The following is a 16,698-nucleotide window of genomic DNA, read 5'->3' on the forward strand; positions in this document are numbered from 1 at the left end:
CCAACTGTGTACTCCTTCACCGCCGGATCCAGAAGAAGGATCGGCGGTGATTTCCACCGGAGTCACGGATTCGGCTCAGTGATATTTCAGATTGTCACCACATTGAACTTCCGGTCACCGTCAGTAGACGTCACAGGTCATCGAGGCCCTTCGGCAGATCGCCGTGGTGAACGATCGAGAGCCGTTGGGTCGGCCGGGTCAACGCGACGTACAGATCGCTGGCCCCGCGCCGTGAGGCGGCGATGATGCCCGCCGGGTCGACCACGGTGACCGCGTCGTACTCCAGGCCCTTCACGTCGTCGACGCTGAGCACCGACACCCGATCGGCCGACACCGCGAACTCCGGCGCCAGCAGCGACTTGCGCACCCGCTCCGAGACCTCGCCGGTCACCGCCTCCCTCGACAGGATCACGGCGAACTGGCCCCCGCCGAGGGCCTTGTCGTCGGCGGTCAAGGCCTCGAGCACAGCCCCCACCACCTCGTCGGTGGTGCGGGCGACCGGGAACAGGGACGGGTCCCAGTCACCCTCACGGGCCGACTCGGGCAGCCGCACACTGATGCCCTCGGTCGTCAGCATGGCCGCCGCCGGGCGCATGATCTTGGCCGGCGTGCGGTAGTTCACCGTCAGCTCGGCCACCCGCCAGCGGTCCTTGGCGATGGTGTCCAGCGCCCCGGCCCAGGTGGTGGCGCCGGCCGCGGAGCTGGTCTGGGCCAGGTCGCCGACCACCGTCATCGAACGGGTCGGCACCCGGCGGGCCAGCGTGCGCCAGAACATCGGCGAGACCTCCTGGGCCTCGTCCACCACGACGTGCCCGTAGGTCCAGGTGCGGTCGTCGCGGGCCCGCTCGGCGACGGTCAGGCTGCCACCCGGCCCTTCGAAACGGTCGGCCAGCATGTCGGCCGTCATCATCGCCGACGCCTCACCGGACATCTGCAGCACACCCTGGGCGTAGCGCACGGCCTCGGCCCGCTCGGCCGCCGCCCGGGCCCGCTCCCGGGCCGCCGTGGCACTCACCGTCACGTCGGCCCCGATCAGTTCGGAGACCTCGTCGAGCAGCGGCATGTCGGCCTGGGTCCACGGGCTGCCGGCCTCACGCAGCAACAGCCGCGACTCGGCCTTCGACAACTTGCCCTCGGCCGCCGCCCGCAGCCGGGCCGGGCTGGAGAACAGCTTGTCCAGGAACGACTCGGCCGACAGCGGCATCCAGCGCAGGTTGATCTCCCGCCGGACGTCGATGCTGTCGCGCAGCTCGGGGATCAGGTCCTGCCGGGTCTCCGGATCGTTCTCCAGACGCCGTGACCGGGCCAGCTGCCCGGCCAGGTCGTCGAGCAGGTGCTTCACGAACGTGTTGCGGGCCTCGTTGTGCGGCCGGCCGTTCTGCCGCGCCCGCGAGCGCGCCTCGGCCACGGCGGCCGGGCGCAGTGTGATCTGGTCACCGTCGAGGCTCATCGGGATCGGCTTCGGCAGGAGCAGCTGGCGCTGGCGCACCGCCTCCCGGATCACCCGGGCCATCCGCAGGTCGCCCTTGAGCACGGCCACCTCGGGCCGGTCGACCACGGTCGCCTCGACGCCCGGGAAGATCTGCCCCGGGGTGGAGAGCACCACGCCGGTCTCACCCAGCGAGGGCAGCACCCTCTCGATGTAGCGCAGGAACACCGGTGACGGGCCGACCACCAGCACACCGCTCTTCGCGATGCGCTCACGGTGGGTGTACAGCAGGTAGGCCGCACGGTGCAGGGCGACCGCGGTCTTGCCGGTACCCGGACCACCCTGCACGACCAGCACACCGGTCAGCGGGGCGCGGACGATCTCGTCCTGCTCGGACTGCAGGGTGGCGACGATGTCGCGCATCTTGCCGGTGCGGTGCTCGGTGAGCGCCGTCATCAGGGCACCGTCACCGGTCACGGTGGTCAGGTCGTCGGCGTTCAGACCGGCCGCGTCGAGCAGTTCGTCGTCGATGCCCGTCACCGTGCGGCCGCGCGTGGCCAGGTGCCGACGGCGGGCCACACCGCTCGGAGAAGCGGCCGTGGCCTGGTAGAAAGCCGCCGCCGCGGGTGCCCGCCAGTCGACCAGGAGCTGCTGCTGCGCCTCGTCGGACATGCCGATGCGCCCCACGTAGCGGCGCTCGCCGCCGGTCATGTCGAGACGGCCGAACACCAGACGGTCCTCGACCGCACCGAGCTGGGCCAGGCGCTCCGTGTGCAGGGCGTCGAAGGCGTCCTTCTCGGCCCGGCCGGCCGGGGTGTTCGACGACGACGACCTGCGCAGATCGTCGAGGGTCCTCTCGGCCCGGGACCGGATGTCGTCGAGGCGCCCGTAGAGCACGTCCACATAGGCCTGCTCCTGTGACACCTCACGTTCGGTGGCATTCTGCGTTCCACCGGCGGCATCGCCCACGCCGTCGACTCCCATTTCGTATCCCACCTGTTCGCCCACTGCTCACCGTGCGGGGCGCCCCGGCGTCCGGTGCCCCGACCTGCCCCTGGCAGGCCTTTGGTTCATTCCGCGCTGCATGCCCTACTGCACCGATGTCACCGATGTCACCGACTGCAGCAATGTCATCGCCTGCAGCCGTATCACCGCGGCCCGGCCATGATCCTTCACGCCCGGCACGTCAGTGCCGGCACAGGTCATCGTCCCGACTCACTGACACGGTCCGCCGGTGCTGCCACCACTCCTCCGTCGTCGTGATCCGGCGACAAAGGGACTTACAAGTATGGCCTCTCAGACGACCTCGCGCTGGCCCTGGGCGACGCGGTTCTCCGTGACCCACCCGTCGATCTGGCGCCACCACTCGTACAACCAGGCGATGCGCTGCTCCCGATCCTGCGGGACGCTGCCCGCCGGGACCTGCCACCAGCGCATCTTCAGGTCGATACGGACCGGCAGGGCGCCCCACACGTCGGCCACCGTGAGCAGGTGATCGGTGCCGGTGTGAGCCACCCACACCACGTCGGCCTCGGGCGCGTTCTCCAGCACCGCGAGCACCCCGCCGGGCCGGGGCGGCAGCACGTACCGCATGGCCTCGGCCTTCGCGGCCTCGGCCATCAGCCCGCGCCGGCGCAGCCGGGCAATGGCCCGGGCGCGGCGCCGGGCCGTGAAGTTGCCACCTTCGGGGAAGAGAACGAGCGCGTCGTCGTGGTCGAGCCGCCGGGCCAGATCACCGATCTGGGTCTCGGCGTCGGGGCCGGCGGCCGGGTCGATCGTGGCCCGGCCCGGCGCACCGGACCGGATGAACCGGGTCGGCAGGCGGTTCAGCACGATGTCGATCGCCGGGTCCCACTGCAGCGTGTCCTTGAGAACGATGCGCGGTTCCCGGTCGTACCAGTTCATCAGGGCGTGGACCAGGAGGAACGAGTCGCCCGGGCCGGCGTGGCGGCTGAACACGATCAGGGGCTTGTCGCGGTAGGCCTCGGGGATCGGGCCCTCCACCCGTACCTGAACCTGCAGTACGTGGTTGACCAGCCAGAAGATCCAGCGCAGGAAGGTACGCACGCAGACGTAGTGCCGGCGCTCGTGCTTCGGCTCACGCACCCGGCGACCGAACCCCGCCGCCACCCACAGATAGGCGAGCACGAACAGGGCCACGCCCTCGGCGGCCAGGTAGCCGATCACCAGTGCGGTGATACGGAACAGGCGCCCCTTCTGACCGGGTACGGCGAAACCGGCGATCGCGGCGAGCAGCAGGGTGACCGGGGACGTGACGACGGCGAACAGACTGATGACGAGCATCAGCGGAACCAGGAGCAGACGGCGGACCCAGTACGGGGGAAGCATGGGTCAGTCCTGCCCAACGGCCGGGAGTGTCTCCAGGTAGGTGCGCGAGGCCTGGTAGGCCTCGTCGATGCGTAGGCGCACGCGCTGGGTGTTGCGGTAGCGGAGGTTCGCGCTCGGGCTCACCACGGCGCCGGCCGGCATCACCCGCACGGTGACGCCCTCGGGCACCGCGGCCATGTCGGCAGCGAACCGGTGCCGACGGGCGATCTCGAAGGCCACGGTCGCGACCTCCCAGGGCCGGGTGGGCACCTTCAGCGGCTGCTCGATGCGGCCCACGTGAAGCACGAAGATCTCGGTGGCGCCGAGCGCGACGGCCCGGCCCACCGGCAGGCTGTTGACCAGGCCGCCGTCGAGGTAGTGCTCACCGTTGATCTGCACCGGCCCGAACATGCCCGGCACCGCACACGACGCAGCCACCGCGGCCGCCACCGGGCCCTGGGTGAACCAGGTCTCGGCCGCCCGCTCGATACTGGAGGCACAGCACTGGAACGGCACGGCCAGGTCTTCGATCCCGATCGGCCCCAGCCGGCGCTCGATCAGTGCGCGCAACGGCTCGATCGAGTGCAGGTGCGTGCGGGTACTGGCCGCCACCCGAAGTCGCTGGAGCGGGCCGGAGAAAAGCTCCCGGCCGCCCAGCGACTCCCAGGTCTCCACCAATTCGTCCACGCAGCCGAGTGTCGGATCGGCGGCCAGCACGGCTCCGTTGATCGCGCCGACGCTGGTACCGAGGACGAGATCGGGACGGTGCCCGGCCTCCATCACGGCGCGGAGCATGCCCACCTCACTGGCCCCGAGCATGCCCCCGCCACCGAACACGAATGCGGTCTTGCCCATACCTGCCTGTTACCCCTCTTGGGCTGCCGGGACCCGCAGACCGTACGCCATATCGGTCATTCCAGCGTGCCGAGGTCGGCCACCGCCCGCTGATCGAGATCGCAGATCTCGCCCAGCAGCCCGAAGGCCGGGTGGTGGTGGAGCACCGTGAGGTCATGCTCCAGCGCCGTCGCGGCGACGAGCAGATCCCGCGGCCGCACCGGGGCTCCTGCCCACCGGCCGAGCCGGGCCTGCAGTCGTAGGGCCCGCTCCCCGACGGCGGGTCCGAACGGCACCGAGCGGTAGGCCCGTTGCCGGTCGGCCCGCATCTCGCGGTAGACCTGCGGCGTGGCGGCCGTGCCCAGAGCCTCCAGGTCGAGCACCGGGCAGGTGTAGAGCACACCGGCCGTCAGCATCGGCCGCAGCCGGGCCGCCACCTCCTTGTGGTGCGCCAGACCGATCGCGCTGCTGTCGAGCAGCCACCCAACGTTCATTCCCCTCCCCCTCTCTGCACCGTCGGCACCGCCGGACCGGTCGGCACCGTCGGCCCGTCCGGCCCGGCCGGTCCCGCGCCCCCGGCCGCCCCCGACCGCCCGGCCAGTCCCGCGAACTGACCGGACTCGTATCGTTCGATCTCCGCAGCGACCGCACGCCGCTGATTGCGATCGCGGATGAGCTCGGCGAGAGCCTGATCGACCACCGCCGCACCCTCCACCCCCAGGAGTCGCGTGGCCTGCCGGAGCAGTGCCAGGTCGACCCCCTCGACCATGATCGTCGTAGCCAGCCGGGCCCCCTCGGAGGCTGGCGGCTGACCCCCCTCCCTCTCTCTGCTCATATCCCCATAATGCAACCCACCACCGACAATTTCGCCGATCGTCCCGGACCTGCCCCGTCGTCGCAGGTCAGGCGCCCGACCCGGAGACGGACCGGGCGGCGGCCGCCGCCCACACCGCCCGGGCGACCATCTCGTCCATCATTTGGCCTCTCGCAATTACTTTCGCAATATTACGTCGAAACAAACTGCAGTGCTTTACTTTCTATCAGACCGACCACCCGACCGCTCGGCCCCGATCCCGGCCGCCACCACGAACCCCACACCGAGGGCGGCCGACCAGCCGGGCACCTGCCCCAGCACCAGCAGGCCGATCGCCGTGGCGACGGCGGGTTCCAGGCTCATCAGCGTGCCGAACGCCGCCGCGGTCAGCCGGCGCAACGCGAACATCTCCAGTGTGAACGGCACCACCGGAACCAGGATGGCCAGGAAAAGCCCGTGCAAAAAGAGGTTTCCGTCCAGGTCGACCTCTTTCAGACCGGGCAGGGCCACGGCCGTGGCGAGCAGACCGGCCACAGGCATCGAGATACCCAGCCCGCGCAGCCCCGAGACCTCGTCACCGATCTTCTGGGTGAGCAGGATGTACGCCGCCCAGCAGCAGGCCGCGCACAGGGCGAGGGCGACCCCGGCCGGGTGCGTACCACCCGCCCACGGTTGTGTCAGCAGCAGCACGCCGGTCAGCGCGAGCACCGGCAGCAGACGGGCCCGGCCCTGGCCCCGGAACACCGCCACGCCCAGGGGCCCGAGGAACTCCAGGGCGCTGGCGGTACCCAGCGGCAGGTACTGCAACGAGGCCATGAACAGCATCGTCACACCCGCCGTCACCGCCCCGAGCAGCGTGGCGGCGAGCAGGGCGGACCGGCTCAGGCCGCCCGGCCGGGGCCGGACCAGGACGGCGAACAGCAGCCCGGCCCAGCCCAGTCGCAGCCAGGCCGTGGTCAGGGCGCCGACCTCGTCGAGCAGGGGCACGGCGACGGCCAGGCCCAGCTGGACGCTGACGATGGCACCGGCCGCCATCAGGGTGCCGGTGCGCGCGGAGGCGGTGGGCCGGGTCAGAGTCGCTGCACTCATGCGGATCATCCGAACGCCTGGGCATCGTTCGCGTCCACGTGCCGACCATGGACATACCGTTCATCGATCCCGAACAATGACGGGATGGAGACCCGCCGTCTGGAACTGCTCCTCGAGCTCTCCCGGCAGGGCTCGATGCGCGGGGTGGCCGACGAACTCGGCATTACCACGTCGACCGTCTCGCAGCAGATTGCCGTGCTGGCGCGGGAAGTCGGCGTGCCGCTGATCGAGCCGGACGGGCGGCGGGTGCGGTTCACCCCGGCCGGGCGTCGCCTGGCCGGGCACGCGGTGACCATCCTGGCCGCGGTCGAGGCCGCCCGGGTCGATCTCGACCCGACGGCCGAACCCACGGGCACGGTGCGGGTCAGCGGTTTCGCCACGGCGATCCGGCGGGCGCTGCTGCCGATCGCGACGCAGCTGGCGCAGACCCGTCCGGGAGTTCGGCTCCTCATCCACGAGTACGAGCCCGCCGAAGGGCTGGCGTCGCTCCTCGCGGACCAGGTCGACCTGGCCCTGACCTACGACTACAACCTCGCCCCACGCGCCAAAGATTCCTCTCTGCAATTCTTTCCACTGTGGTCCGCGCCGTGGTCCATCGGCGTGCCCGAGCGATGGGCGCACGCCGCCGGGCCGACGTCCACCCAGACGATGGACGCCCTGGCCGGCGAGGCGTGGATCGTCAACTCCCGCAATTCCGCCGATGAGGACGCTGTGCGAACCCTGGCATCGATGGCCGGTTTCGAGCCCCGCATCAGCCATCAGGCCGACAGCCTGGAACTGGTGGAAGACCTGATCATCGCCGGGCAGGGCATCGGGCTGCTGCCGGCCGACCGCCGCACCCGTCCCGGAGTCACTCTGCTGCCCCTGCCCGACCCGGAGATACGCCTGCGCGCCTACGCCGTCACGCGCCAGGGCCGGGCCGAATGGCCGCCGCTGGCGCTCCTTCTTCACCTACTGGATTCCGTCAAAACACCCAATTAGGTCGGTATTGCGTTACCCCTGTGACTGGAGTGACTGACCCTCGCCAGTAATCGATAGATCGTGCAGACTGCCGGACCTGACCGGTTGACGCCGGGTAGCCTGATCCGTCATGGAGGGGGCGGGAATGAAGAAAATAGGGTGGCACGAAGCGAGGTTGATCCCGACCACGGGAATCAGCTCACAGGTGGAGCAGGAGCGCCGGGCGACAGCCGCGCTGCTGGCCACCATGACCGCGGTGGAACGGTTCGGGCGCGCCCTGACGGAGCCTCTCGAGGCACCGGAGGGCACGATCGAGACCTTCACCGAGGTGCCGTTCTCGATCGGCGACAACGAATGCCTGCCGCACGGCGTGATCCGCGTGAGCGACGGCGGCACTCTCTGGACGGCTCTGGTCGAGGTGAGCACGGGCCCTCGACCGCTGCGCAGTTCCCGGCTGGAGGCCTATCTCGACCTGGCCACCGAGCACGGCATCGACGCACTGCTGACGATCAGCAACGAGATTCCCCCGGTGGCCGGGCAGCACCCCACCCCGGTGGCCAAGGAGAAGCTCGGCACGGTACCCATGCTGCACTTCCCGTGGAGCACGATCGTGGCCGAGGCGGTGGTGGAGCGCGAAGAGTGCTCCAGCGAAGATCCCTCCACCGCATGGATTCTCGGCGAACTGATCCACTACCTGGAACATCCTCGGTCGGGAGCTCTGCTGTTCGAGATCACCGACGACGCACCCACGACCTATCTGCCCCGCATCGACACTGCCGCGGAGCACGAACCGAACCCGGTGGCCGACCTTCCCGCACCGCGCGGGCCGGTGCGCCGGGAGATCCGGATCGCCCTGCGGGAAGACCCCGAACCCGAACCGCCGGGTGAGCCCGGCTGGTACCGCGACCAGGATCAGCAGGAGAACGCCGGCCGGATGCGCTGGTGGGACGGCAGCACCTGGACCGAGCACGTCTACCGGCTGCCACCGGCCCCCGAGAGCGAAAAGGTCGACAACTAGCGAAGTTCGATGTCGAGGCGGGTCTGGAGTTCGTCCGGCGTGATGCCGAAGGTCTCCCGCACCCGAACTCCGCCCTCCTCGATCTCGAACACGCCGAGCTCCGTGTACACCCGGCTCACGCACTGCCGACCGGTCAGCGGGTAGGTGCATTCCGGCACCAGCTTCGGGGTTCCGTCGCGGGTGAAGAGCGTCATCATCACGAACACCTGCTTGGCCCCGATGGCCAGATCCATCGCACCGCCCACCGCCGGGATCGCCCCCGGCTCACCGGTGTGCCAGTTGGCCAGGTCGCCACGGGCCGACACCTGGAACGCACCGAGCACACACACGTCGAGGTGACCGCCCCGCATCATGGCGAAACTGTCGGCGTGGTGGAAGTACGCGGCCCCGGGCGGCTGCGTCACTGGCACCTTGCCCGCGTTGATCAGGTCCGGGTCGATCTCGTCACCGACGGCGGCCCGGCCCATGCCCAGCATGCCGTTCTCGGTGTGCAGCACCACCCCGCTGTCCGGCGCCAGGTAGTCGGCCACGGTGGTCGGCTGCCCGATGCCGAGGTTCACGTAGGCACCCTGCGGGATATCCCGGGCGACGGTCGCGGCCAGCTCGGCCTTGCTCAGGCTCATCGGATCTCCACTACCCGGTCGACGAAAATTCCCGGCGTGACAACGGCTTCCGGGTCGAGATCGCCGGTCGGCACGATCTCGCCCACCTGCACGACCGTCGTGGTCGCGGCCGTGGCCATCACCGGGCCGAAGTTGCGCGCGGTCTTGCGGTAGACCAGGTTGCCCATCCGGTCGGCCCGGTGCGCCTTGATCAGGGCGATGTCACCGCGGATCGGATACTCCAGCACGTACTGGCGACCGTCGATCGTCCGTTCCTCCTTGCCCTCGGCCAGCGGGGTACCCACGCCGGTCGGGCCGAAGAAGGCACCGATCCCCGCGCCGGCCGCGCGCATCCGCTCGGCGAGGTTGCCCTGCGGCACCACCTCGAGCTCGATCTTGCCCGCGCGGTAGAGCTCGTCGAACACCCAGGAGTCGCTCTGCCGCGGGAACGAGCAGACCATCTTGCGCACCTGCCCGGCGGCCAGCAGCGCGGCCAGCCCGAAGTCACCGTTTCCGGCGTTGTTGCTGACCACGGTCAGATCGCGGGCACCGAGCCGGCGCAGGGCGTCGATCAGTTCCACGGGTTGCCCGGCCGATCCGAAGCCACCGATGAGAACTGTTGAACCGTCGGCAATTCCGGCGACTGCGGCATCGGCGGAGTCATAGAACCCGGCCATCAGGCGACGCTCTCCAGCACGACGGCCAGAGCCTGGCCGACACCGATGCAGATAGCCGCCACACCCCAGCGCTCATTCCGTTCGGCCAGGACGGCCGCCAGGTTCCCGATCAGCCGGCCGCCGGATGCACCCAGCGGATGACCGATCGCGATCGCCCCGCCCCGCACATTGACGATCTCCGGGTCGATCTTCCAGGCGTCGACACAGGCCAGAGCCTGCACCGCGAAGGCCTCGTTCAGCTCGACCGCGCCGACGTCACCCCAGTCGATACCCGCGCGTTGCAACGCCTTCTGCGCCGCGGCCACCGGCGCGAACCCGAACTCCGGCGGATCGCAGGCGTGGGCCGCGCGCCCGGCGATGCGGGCCCGTGGCGCCAGCCCGAGCAGGTCCGCGGCCTTCGGCGACCCGACCAGAACGGCGGACGCCCCGTCGTTCAGCGGGGAGGCGTTGGCCGCGGTGATCGTGCCGTCGGGGCGGAAGACAGGTTTCAGCGAGGCGAGTTTCTCCACGGTGGAAGAGGCCCGGATTCCCTCGTCCTTCGTCAGCCCGGCCGTGGGCGTCACCAGTTCGTCGTAGAAGCCGTCGTCCCAGGCCTGCTGCGCGAGCCGGTGCGAGCGCAACGCGAACTCGTCCTGCCGCTGCCGGCTGATCGAGAACCGTTCCCGCAGCTGCTCGTTCGCTTCACCCAGCGATACCGTCCACTCGTCGGGCATCTTCTCGTTGACCAGACGCCACCCCAGGGTGGTGGACACCAGCGAGGCGTCGCGCGCGGGTGCCGGTTTCATCAACACCCAGGGCGCCCGCGTCATCGATTCCACGCCGCCCGCGATCACCACGTCCGCGTCACCGGTCTCGATCGAGCGCGAGGCCGAGATCACCGCGTCCAGACCGGACCCGCACAGCCGATTCACCGTGGTGGCCGGCACCGAGGTCGGCAGCCCGGCGAGCAACCCGGCCATCCGGGCCACGTTGCGGTTGTCCTCACCCGCGCCGTTGGCGTTGCCCAGCACGATCTCGTCGATCCGCGCCGGGTCCAGAGCCGGAGCACTGCTGGTCAGAGCCTTGACCACGTGAGCGGCGAGGTCATCGGGGCGGCTGTCGGCGAGCGCACCGTTGAACCGCCCGAACGGTGTGCGCAGGGCTTGGTAGACGTACGCGGCGGGCATTCGTCGACTCCCAGTGTTCGCTGAGCGAACGCTTGTGCGTTCTGAGAACAGAATAGTTCATTCGTGGGTCGCCGGGGAAGAAGTGGGTGGCATCCGGTCGCACAACAGAGGACGCCTGTGGGGGTCGTAGCCACCATGCGGGCACACGGGTCAGGAATTGTGGGCGTGGCAGTAGGGGATGAGGAGCACTGGTGGGCTGCCCTGAGCAGGGGTATCGGTGACCAGGCTCTTCGGAGCCGATCCGGACCGGCCGGGAACCGCCGACGATGTGTACACCTGGTACATCCGGTACCCGATGTACCAGGTGTACACACGGCGCATGCCTCGCCGGCGGCCGGACCGCGGCGTGAGCGGCTCGCACGTGGCCGCTGTTGAACTCTTGACGTTGTGGCCGGCGTGAGAAGCGAGCCACAAGCCATGAGGTTGTTGCGCCAGAGTCAGTGGTTGTGTGCCCGCGCCCGGGCCAGGTCGGCGCCGATCTCCCGGGCACAGGCCAGGAGGGGTTCCAGGAGCTCGGCCCGGATCTCCTCGATGCTGCGGCGGGTGGTGGTGGAGATGTTCACCGCCGCGATCACCTCGCCGGACGGCGCGATCACCGGCGCGGCGACCGAGCGCAGGCCGGGTTCCAGTTCCTCGTCGACCAGGCACCAGCCCTGGTCGCGAACCCGATCCACCTCGGAACGGAGCTGACCGGCGTCCTCCATCGTGTGGCTCGTGAACCCGACCAACGGCACCCGCGAGAGATAGGCGTCCACCCACGCAGCCGGCCGCCCGGCCAGCAACACGCGACCCATCGACGTGGCGTAGGCCGGGAACCGGGTGCCGATGCCGATCGCGACGGTCATGATGCGCCGCCGTTCCACCCGGGCGACGTAGACGATGTCGTCGCCGTCGAGTTCGGACATCGAGCTCGACTCGTCGCAGGTCGCGGTGAGGTCGGACAGGTGCGGACGCGCGAGGACGGGCAACGGGGACGAGGCCAGATAGGCCCCTCCCAGTTCCAGCACCCGGGGTGTGAGCGTGAACCGGGCGTCCCGCATGCGCACGTAGCCGAGGTCTTCGAGCGTGTGCAGAATGCGGCGGGCGGTGGCGCGGGAGGTACCGGACCGGCGGGCGACGTCGGACAGGGTGAGCTCGGCGTGATCGGCGTCGAAACAACGGATCACGGCAAGCCCCCGGGTGAGCGACTGCAGGCTCTCGGCGCGGGGGCCCGGATCCGTCATGGTCGAAGACTTTAGAGCTTGCGTACGCTGCCGGTATGAGGGGTGGGATCCGGCAGGTGGCGCAATGGGCCAGCAGCACGGCCGATGACGACGGCTACGCACGGCCCGGGCCGTCCGCGCGGCAGCTGCGGTGGGACGTGATCACCGGCCTCCTGCTGACCGCGGGCATGGTGCTCAGTGCCTTCCTCTACCGCAGTATCTCGAGCGACGACGACGATCTGATGAAGATCTCGATCCTGGAGTCGGTGCTCTGGTCGTTCGCCGTGGGGCTACCGCTCTGCCTGCGCCGCCGGCACCCCCTGCCCGTGTTGCTGGTGGTGTCCGTCGCGTTCATCGGGATGCAGTCGCGGGCGATCATCGAGAGCACGATGAGCTCGATCGCCCTGTTCTGCACGCTCTACACGGCCGGGGCCTGGGGCCGTGACCGGCGCCTGACGAACGCCGCCCGCACGATCGTCGTGGTGGTGATGTTCTGCTGGCTGGCCTACGCGATCAGTGCGACGGCCTGGGCGGAGGGCGAGGGCCACGAGGGCGAGGGACCGATCCCCGCGCATCTGGCGACCGTTCTCTACAGCACTCTGTACAACGTCCTCTTCTTCGCCGGCGCCTGGTATTTCGGTGATGCCTCGTGGCGGCAGGAGCGGCAGCGGGAGCAGTTGCACGAGCGCACGCTGGAGCTGGCCCGCGAGCGCGACGAGAGCGCGCGCCGGGCCGTGCTGGCCGAAAGAGTGCGCATCGCCCGGGAACTGCATGACGTGGTGGCTCATCACGTGAGCCTGATGGGGGTGCAGGCGGGAGCCGCGCGGCGGGTGCTCGACCGCGACCCGGAACTCACCCGCCGGACGCTCGGCGTGATCGAGGAGTCGGGACGTTCCGCGGTGGAGGAGATGCGCCGGCTGCTGGTGGTGCTGCGCGACACCGATGAGAAGCCGATGGGGGACGACACCCCACCACCCCCGGGTGTCGACGGTCTGCCGCATCTCCTGGAGAATGCCGCGTCACCCGGCCTGGCAACGCATTTCACCGTGGTCGGCACACCCGTGCCGCTGACCGTGGCGGTCTCGGTGTCGGTCTACCGGATCGTGCAGGAGGCCCTGACGAACGCCCTGAAGCACGCCGGGGCCAGCCGGATCGACGCCCGGCTGCGGTACCTGGCCGAGGCGGTCGAGGTGGAGGTCGTCGACAACGGTCGGGGCGTGGGGCTTGTCGGCAGTCAGGGTTCCGGACTGGGTCAGGTCGGCATGCGCGAGCGGGTGGAGGTGCACGGCGGCACGCTCGACCTGGGCCGTCGTCCCGAGGGCGGTTACCGGGTGCGCGCCCGGCTGCCGCTGGTCAGAACCACGAACGAGGAGATGGCGGGCAAGTGACCGAGTCGATCAGAGTGCTGCTGGCGGACGATCAGGAATTGATGCGGGCCGGGTTCCGGATGATCCTGTCCAGCGAGCCCGGTCTGGAGGTGGTGGCGGAGGCCTCGAACGGCGCCGAGGCGATCGCCCGGGCCGCCGAATGCGCACCTGACATCATCCTGATGGACGTGCAGATGCCGGGCACCGACGGCATCACCGCCACCCGGGAGATCACCAGGACGTCGAGCGCGAAGGTGGTCATCCTCACCACCTTCGACCGGGAGGACTACCTGTTCGAGTCGTTGCAGGCGGGAGCAGCCGGGTTCCTGCTGAAGAACTCCACCCCGGAAGACCTGATCCACGCCATCCGCATCGTGGCCCGGGGCGACGCCATGCTGGCCCCCGAGCTGACCCGCCGGGTGCTCGACCGGTTCACCGTCAACCCGGGGTCTGTGCAGCGTCCGGCCCTGCTCGACCAGCTGACCGATCGGGAGTGGGACATCCTGCGGCTGCTGGCCGCCGGTTCGAGCAACGCCGAGATTGCCGCCGCACTCTTCGTCGGCGAGGCCACCGTGAAGACCCACGTGTCCCGGGTGCTGGCCAAGCTCGGCGTACGCGACCGGGTACAGGCCGTGGTGTTCGCCTACGAGAGCGGTGTGGTGACGCCCGGGGATCGCTGAGGGCACGTCGCAGGTCCGTCGCAGGTCCGTCGCAAGGGGGACACGGCCGGTCCGTCGCGCGCCGGACGACGAGTGATCAGGTGAGCGCCTAGCGTCGGTGGGGTCAGCAGAACCACCCACGAAGGAGCGCGGATCATGCTTGAGCTGAACGGCATCAGTCGTTCGTTCGACGGCCGCCGGGTCCTGGACGGCATCTCGTTCACCGTCGGGCCGGGTCGGCTCACCGGGTTCGTCGGCTCGAACGGCGCCGGCAAGACCACCACCATGCGGATCGTGCTGGGCATTCTCGCCCCCGACTCCGGCACGGTGAGCTGGAAGGGGCAGCCCGTCGATCGGGAGGCCCGCCGGGGGTTCGGCTACATGCCCGAGGAACGCGGTCTCTATCCCAAGATGAACCCCCTCGACCAGCTGATCTTCCTGGCCCGCCTGCACGGGGTGGACGCGGGCGCGGCCCGGCGCCGGGCCACCGACCTGCTGGAGCAGCTCGGCCTGGGCGACCGGATGACCGACAAGCTGGAGTCGCTGTCGCTGGGCAACCAGCAGCGGGTGCAGGTGGCCGCGGCCCTGATCCACGAACCGGCGCTGCTGGTGCTGGACGAGCCGTTCAGCGGTCTCGACCCGATCACCGTGGACACGATGACCACGATCCTGCGCACCAGCGCCGCGACCGGTGTGCCGGTGCTGTTCTCCAGCCATCAGCTCGACCTGGTCGAGCGGATCTGCGACGACCTGGTGATCATCGCCGGGGGCGGCGTGGTGGCGCAGGGCCCGGTCGAGGCACTGCGGCACGAGCGGGCGGGTGCCCGTTTCCGTCTGGTGCTGGGTGAGGACGCGGGCTGGCTACGGGACGTCGACGGTATCCAGGTGCTCGACGTGGACGGGCCGAAGGCCCTGGTCGAACTGCCCGACGTGTCACACGACCAGCAACTGCTCTCCGTGGCCCTGAAACACGGGCCGGTCCACGAGTTCAGCCGGGTCATTCCCGCCCTGGCCGACATCTATCGGGAGGTGTCCCAGTGATCGAGACCATTCGCCTGATCGCGGCCCGGGAGATCACGACCAAGCTCCGCGACAAGGCCTTCCTCATCTCCACCGCGGTGATGCTGCTGATCGTGGCCGGCTCGGTGGTGGTGCCGATGTTGCTGAGCGGCGACGACGGCCATCCGAAGTTCCGCCTCGCGGTGGCCGGGTCGAGCGCGACCACGATCGGCGAGACCGCCAAGACCGTCGGGGCCGCCGCGATCACCAGCGCCGACGAGCAGGAGAAGGCCGACGACAAGGCCAGCGAGGACGATCTGCCGCTGGTCACCCGCGCCGCCGAGACCGGGGTGCCGCCAGCCGACCTGACGCTGGTGAACGCGGACTCGGCCGACGCCGCCACCGCCCTGGTGCGTTCCGAGGACGCGGACGCCGCGCTGGTCGAGAACGCCGACGGCACGCTCGAGGTGATCGGCCGCGACGAGGTCGACAGCGACCTGAGCACGCTGATCACCGTGGCCGCGCAGGCCGACGAGACCAGGGCGGTGCTGGCCGAGGCCGGGGTCGGTGACGACGTGCTGACCCAGCTGCAGAGCACCCGGCCGCCGGGTGAGCGCCTGCTGGAGCCCGGCTCCCCGAACGAGGGCGTTGCCACGGTGCTCAGCTTCGCCTTCGCCGCCCTGTTCTACTTCACCGCCATCGTCTTCGGCCTGACCATCGCGCAGAGCGTGGTGGAGGAGAAGCAGAGCCGGGTGATCGAGATCCTGGTCGCGGCCACCCCGGTGCGGCTACTGCTGGCAGGCAAGATCGTGGGCAACGCGGTGCTCGCCCTGGGCCAGGTCGCCCTGTTGCTGGCGATCGGCCTGGCGGCGGCCAGCGCGACCGGCCAGGGGGCCGCGGCCAGTCTGCTGCTCAGCTCGGGCGGCTGGTTCCTGCTCTTCTTCGCCCTCGGCTTCGTGATGCTGAGCTGTGCCTGGGCCGCCGCGGGTGCCCTGGCCGCGCGACAGGAAGACCTCCAGTCGACCACGATGCCCCTGCAGATGGCCCTGATCATCCCCTTCTTCCTGGCCTTTTCGTTCACCGATCCCGGTACCGGCCTGAAAGTTCTTTCCTACGTCCCCTTCACCTCACCGATGAGCATGCCCCGGCGACTGCTGATCGAGGACGCGTCCTGGTGGGAGGCCCTGATCTCGCTCGGCATCATCGCCGCCACCGGGGCCCTCCTCATCGTCCTCGCCGCCCGTCTCTACGAGGGATCTCTGCTGCGCACGAGCACCAAGACCTCGATCGCCGCGGCCTGGAAGAGGGAGAAGCAGACCTCCGCGTAAGCCCTGCACCGACCCGAACCCCGTCACTGAATGCTTTCACCGGCCAGTGGCGGGGTTCGCTGCTGTCACCGGGGCTGCAAGTTCGTGCAGCATCGACGCAAGGCCTTGCAATCGGGTTTGCCCACGTCAGAGCGATGTGAAGAGCGTCACCGATTCCTATGTCCGGACAGGTTCACAACACCTGTCCGGACAGGTACGGTGGAGAAAACCCCGCGGACAACGACGT

At 69.7% G+C, this 16,698-nt stretch carries 16 protein-coding genes; 6 read left to right on the forward strand and 10 right to left on the reverse strand.

Annotated elements, in window-relative coordinates:
• Nucleotides 1-130: 130 nt before the first annotated feature.
• From QSK05_RS00110 to QSK05_RS00135, 6 genes are all read right to left on the reverse strand, one after another.
• Nucleotides 131-2,413: a HelD family protein gene (locus tag QSK05_RS00110; RefSeq protein WP_285592572.1), complete on the reverse strand. Its 2,283-nt coding sequence runs from the start codon at nt 2,411-2,413 to the stop codon at nt 131-133.
• 312 nt (nt 2,414-2,725) lie between these two features.
• Nucleotides 2,726-3,778, reverse strand: a complete 1,053-nt coding sequence (locus tag QSK05_RS00115) for a 1-acyl-sn-glycerol-3-phosphate acyltransferase (protein WP_285592574.1) — start codon at nt 3,776-3,778, stop codon at nt 2,726-2,728.
• A gap of 3 nt (nt 3,779-3,781) precedes the next feature.
• Complete coding sequence (locus QSK05_RS00120) at nt 3,782-4,612, reverse strand: patatin-like phospholipase family protein (protein WP_285592576.1); 831 nt, start codon at nt 4,610-4,612, stop codon at nt 3,782-3,784.
• Between the two features lie 56 nt (nt 4,613-4,668).
• Nucleotides 4,669-5,085, reverse strand: a complete 417-nt coding sequence (locus QSK05_RS00125) for a PIN domain-containing protein (protein WP_285592578.1) — start codon at nt 5,083-5,085, stop codon at nt 4,669-4,671.
• Entirely contained in the window at nt 5,082-5,426 is a 345-nt protein-coding gene (locus tag QSK05_RS00130) for a hypothetical protein (protein ID WP_285592580.1), read from the reverse strand. Before QSK05_RS00130 ends, QSK05_RS00125 begins: the two co-directional genes overlap by 4 nt.
• Nucleotides 5,427-5,621: 195 nt before the next feature.
• Nucleotides 5,622-6,494: an EamA family transporter gene (locus QSK05_RS00135; protein ID WP_285592582.1), complete on the reverse strand. Its 873-nt coding sequence runs from the start codon at nt 6,492-6,494 to the stop codon at nt 5,622-5,624.
• 84 nt (nt 6,495-6,578) lie between these two features.
• Here QSK05_RS00135 and QSK05_RS00140 point away from each other — a divergent pair, with 84 nt between their 5' ends.
• Nucleotides 6,579-7,475 (forward strand): LysR family transcriptional regulator, encoded by an 897-nt coding sequence (locus QSK05_RS00140; protein ID WP_285592584.1) that lies wholly within the window; start codon nt 6,579-6,581, stop codon nt 7,473-7,475.
• A gap of 154 nt (nt 7,476-7,629) precedes the next feature.
• The gene (locus QSK05_RS00145) at nt 7,630-8,472 is read left to right on the forward strand and encodes a DUF2510 domain-containing protein (protein WP_285592586.1); all 843 of its coding nucleotides are present in this window, start codon (nt 7,630-7,632) and stop codon (nt 8,470-8,472) included.
• Here QSK05_RS00145 and QSK05_RS00150 read toward each other — a convergent pair.
• The 4 genes from QSK05_RS00150 to QSK05_RS00165 form a co-directional block, all read right to left on the reverse strand.
• Nucleotides 8,469-9,095, reverse strand: coding sequence for a 3-oxoacid CoA-transferase subunit B (locus QSK05_RS00150; protein ID WP_285592587.1), 627 nt, complete (start codon nt 9,093-9,095; stop codon nt 8,469-8,471). The genes QSK05_RS00145 and QSK05_RS00150 overlap by 4 nt on opposite strands.
• Nucleotides 9,092-9,751, reverse strand: coding sequence for a 3-oxoacid CoA-transferase subunit A (locus tag QSK05_RS00155; RefSeq protein ID WP_285592588.1), 660 nt, complete (start codon nt 9,749-9,751; stop codon nt 9,092-9,094). The genes QSK05_RS00150 and QSK05_RS00155 overlap by 4 nt, the downstream gene beginning before the upstream one ends.
• Nucleotides 9,751-10,917: a thiolase family protein gene (locus tag QSK05_RS00160; RefSeq protein WP_285592589.1), complete on the reverse strand. Its 1,167-nt coding sequence runs from the start codon at nt 10,915-10,917 to the stop codon at nt 9,751-9,753. Before QSK05_RS00160 ends, QSK05_RS00155 begins: the two co-directional genes overlap by 1 nt.
• Before the next feature lie 437 nt (nt 10,918-11,354).
• The gene (locus tag QSK05_RS00165; protein WP_285592590.1) at nt 11,355-12,140 is read right to left on the reverse strand and encodes an IclR family transcriptional regulator domain-containing protein; all 786 of its coding nucleotides are present in this window, start codon (nt 12,138-12,140) and stop codon (nt 11,355-11,357) included.
• Between the two features lie 35 nt (nt 12,141-12,175).
• On the opposite strand from QSK05_RS00165, the gene QSK05_RS00170 reads away from it, so the two are divergent.
• The 4 genes from QSK05_RS00170 to QSK05_RS00185 all read left to right on the forward strand — a co-directional run bounded on the left by QSK05_RS00170 (nt 12,176) and on the right by QSK05_RS00185 (nt 16,472).
• Nucleotides 12,176-13,507 carry a sensor histidine kinase gene (locus tag QSK05_RS00170; RefSeq protein ID WP_285592592.1) on the forward strand — a complete coding sequence of 444 codons (1,332 nt, stop codon included), beginning with the start codon at nt 12,176-12,178 and terminating at the stop codon, nt 13,505-13,507.
• Nucleotides 13,504-14,166 (forward strand): response regulator, encoded by a 663-nt coding sequence (locus QSK05_RS00175; protein WP_285592594.1) that lies wholly within the window; start codon nt 13,504-13,506, stop codon nt 14,164-14,166. The genes QSK05_RS00170 and QSK05_RS00175 overlap by 4 nt, the downstream gene beginning before the upstream one ends.
• A 135-nt stretch (nt 14,167-14,301) precedes the next feature.
• Nucleotides 14,302-15,186: an ABC transporter ATP-binding protein gene (locus QSK05_RS00180; RefSeq protein WP_285592596.1), complete on the forward strand. Its 885-nt coding sequence runs from the start codon at nt 14,302-14,304 to the stop codon at nt 15,184-15,186.
• Entirely contained in the window at nt 15,183-16,472 is a 1,290-nt protein-coding gene (locus QSK05_RS00185) for an ABC transporter permease (RefSeq protein WP_285592599.1), read from the forward strand. Before QSK05_RS00180 ends, QSK05_RS00185 begins: the two co-directional genes overlap by 4 nt.
• Nucleotides 16,473-16,698: the final 226 nt, after the last annotated feature.

The sequence above is a fragment of the Kineosporia sp. NBRC 101731 genome (assembly GCF_030269305.1).
GTDB lineage: Bacteria > Actinomycetota > Actinomycetes > Actinomycetales > Kineosporiaceae > Kineosporia.

What these genes read in the sequence shown, in the direction of transcription:
- QSK05_RS00110 (WP_285592572.1), bottom strand. Translation starts at nt 2,413, where the DNA reads ATGGGAGTCGACGGCGTGGGCGATGCCGCCGGTGGAACGCAGAATGCC.
- QSK05_RS00115 (WP_285592574.1), bottom strand. Translation starts at nt 3,778, where the DNA reads ATGCTTCCCCCGTACTGGGTCCGCCGTCTGCTCCTGGTTCCGCTGATG.
- QSK05_RS00120 (WP_285592576.1), bottom strand. Translation starts at nt 4,612, where the DNA reads ATGGGCAAGACCGCATTCGTGTTCGGTGGCGGGGGCATGCTCGGGGCC.
- QSK05_RS00125 (WP_285592578.1), bottom strand. Translation starts at nt 5,085, where the DNA reads ATGAACGTTGGGTGGCTGCTCGACAGCAGCGCGATCGGTCTGGCGCAC.
- QSK05_RS00130 (WP_285592580.1), bottom strand. Translation starts at nt 5,426, where the DNA reads ATGAGCAGAGAGAGGGAGGGGGGTCAGCCGCCAGCCTCCGAGGGGGCC.
- QSK05_RS00135 (WP_285592582.1), bottom strand. Translation starts at nt 6,494, where the DNA reads ATGAGTGCAGCGACTCTGACCCGGCCCACCGCCTCCGCGCGCACCGGC.
- QSK05_RS00140 (WP_285592584.1), top strand. Translation starts at nt 6,579, where the DNA reads ATGGAGACCCGCCGTCTGGAACTGCTCCTCGAGCTCTCCCGGCAGGGC.
- QSK05_RS00150 (WP_285592587.1), bottom strand. Translation starts at nt 9,095, where the DNA reads ATGAGCCTGAGCAAGGCCGAGCTGGCCGCGACCGTCGCCCGGGATATC.
- QSK05_RS00155 (WP_285592588.1), bottom strand. Translation starts at nt 9,751, where the DNA reads ATGGCCGGGTTCTATGACTCCGCCGATGCCGCAGTCGCCGGAATTGCC.
- QSK05_RS00160 (WP_285592589.1), bottom strand. Translation starts at nt 10,917, where the DNA reads ATGCCCGCCGCGTACGTCTACCAAGCCCTGCGCACACCGTTCGGGCGG.
- QSK05_RS00165 (WP_285592590.1), bottom strand. Translation starts at nt 12,140, where the DNA reads ATGACGGATCCGGGCCCCCGCGCCGAGAGCCTGCAGTCGCTCACCCGG.
- QSK05_RS00170 (WP_285592592.1), top strand. Translation starts at nt 12,176, where the DNA reads ATGAGGGGTGGGATCCGGCAGGTGGCGCAATGGGCCAGCAGCACGGCC.
- QSK05_RS00180 (WP_285592596.1), top strand. Translation starts at nt 14,302, where the DNA reads ATGCTTGAGCTGAACGGCATCAGTCGTTCGTTCGACGGCCGCCGGGTC.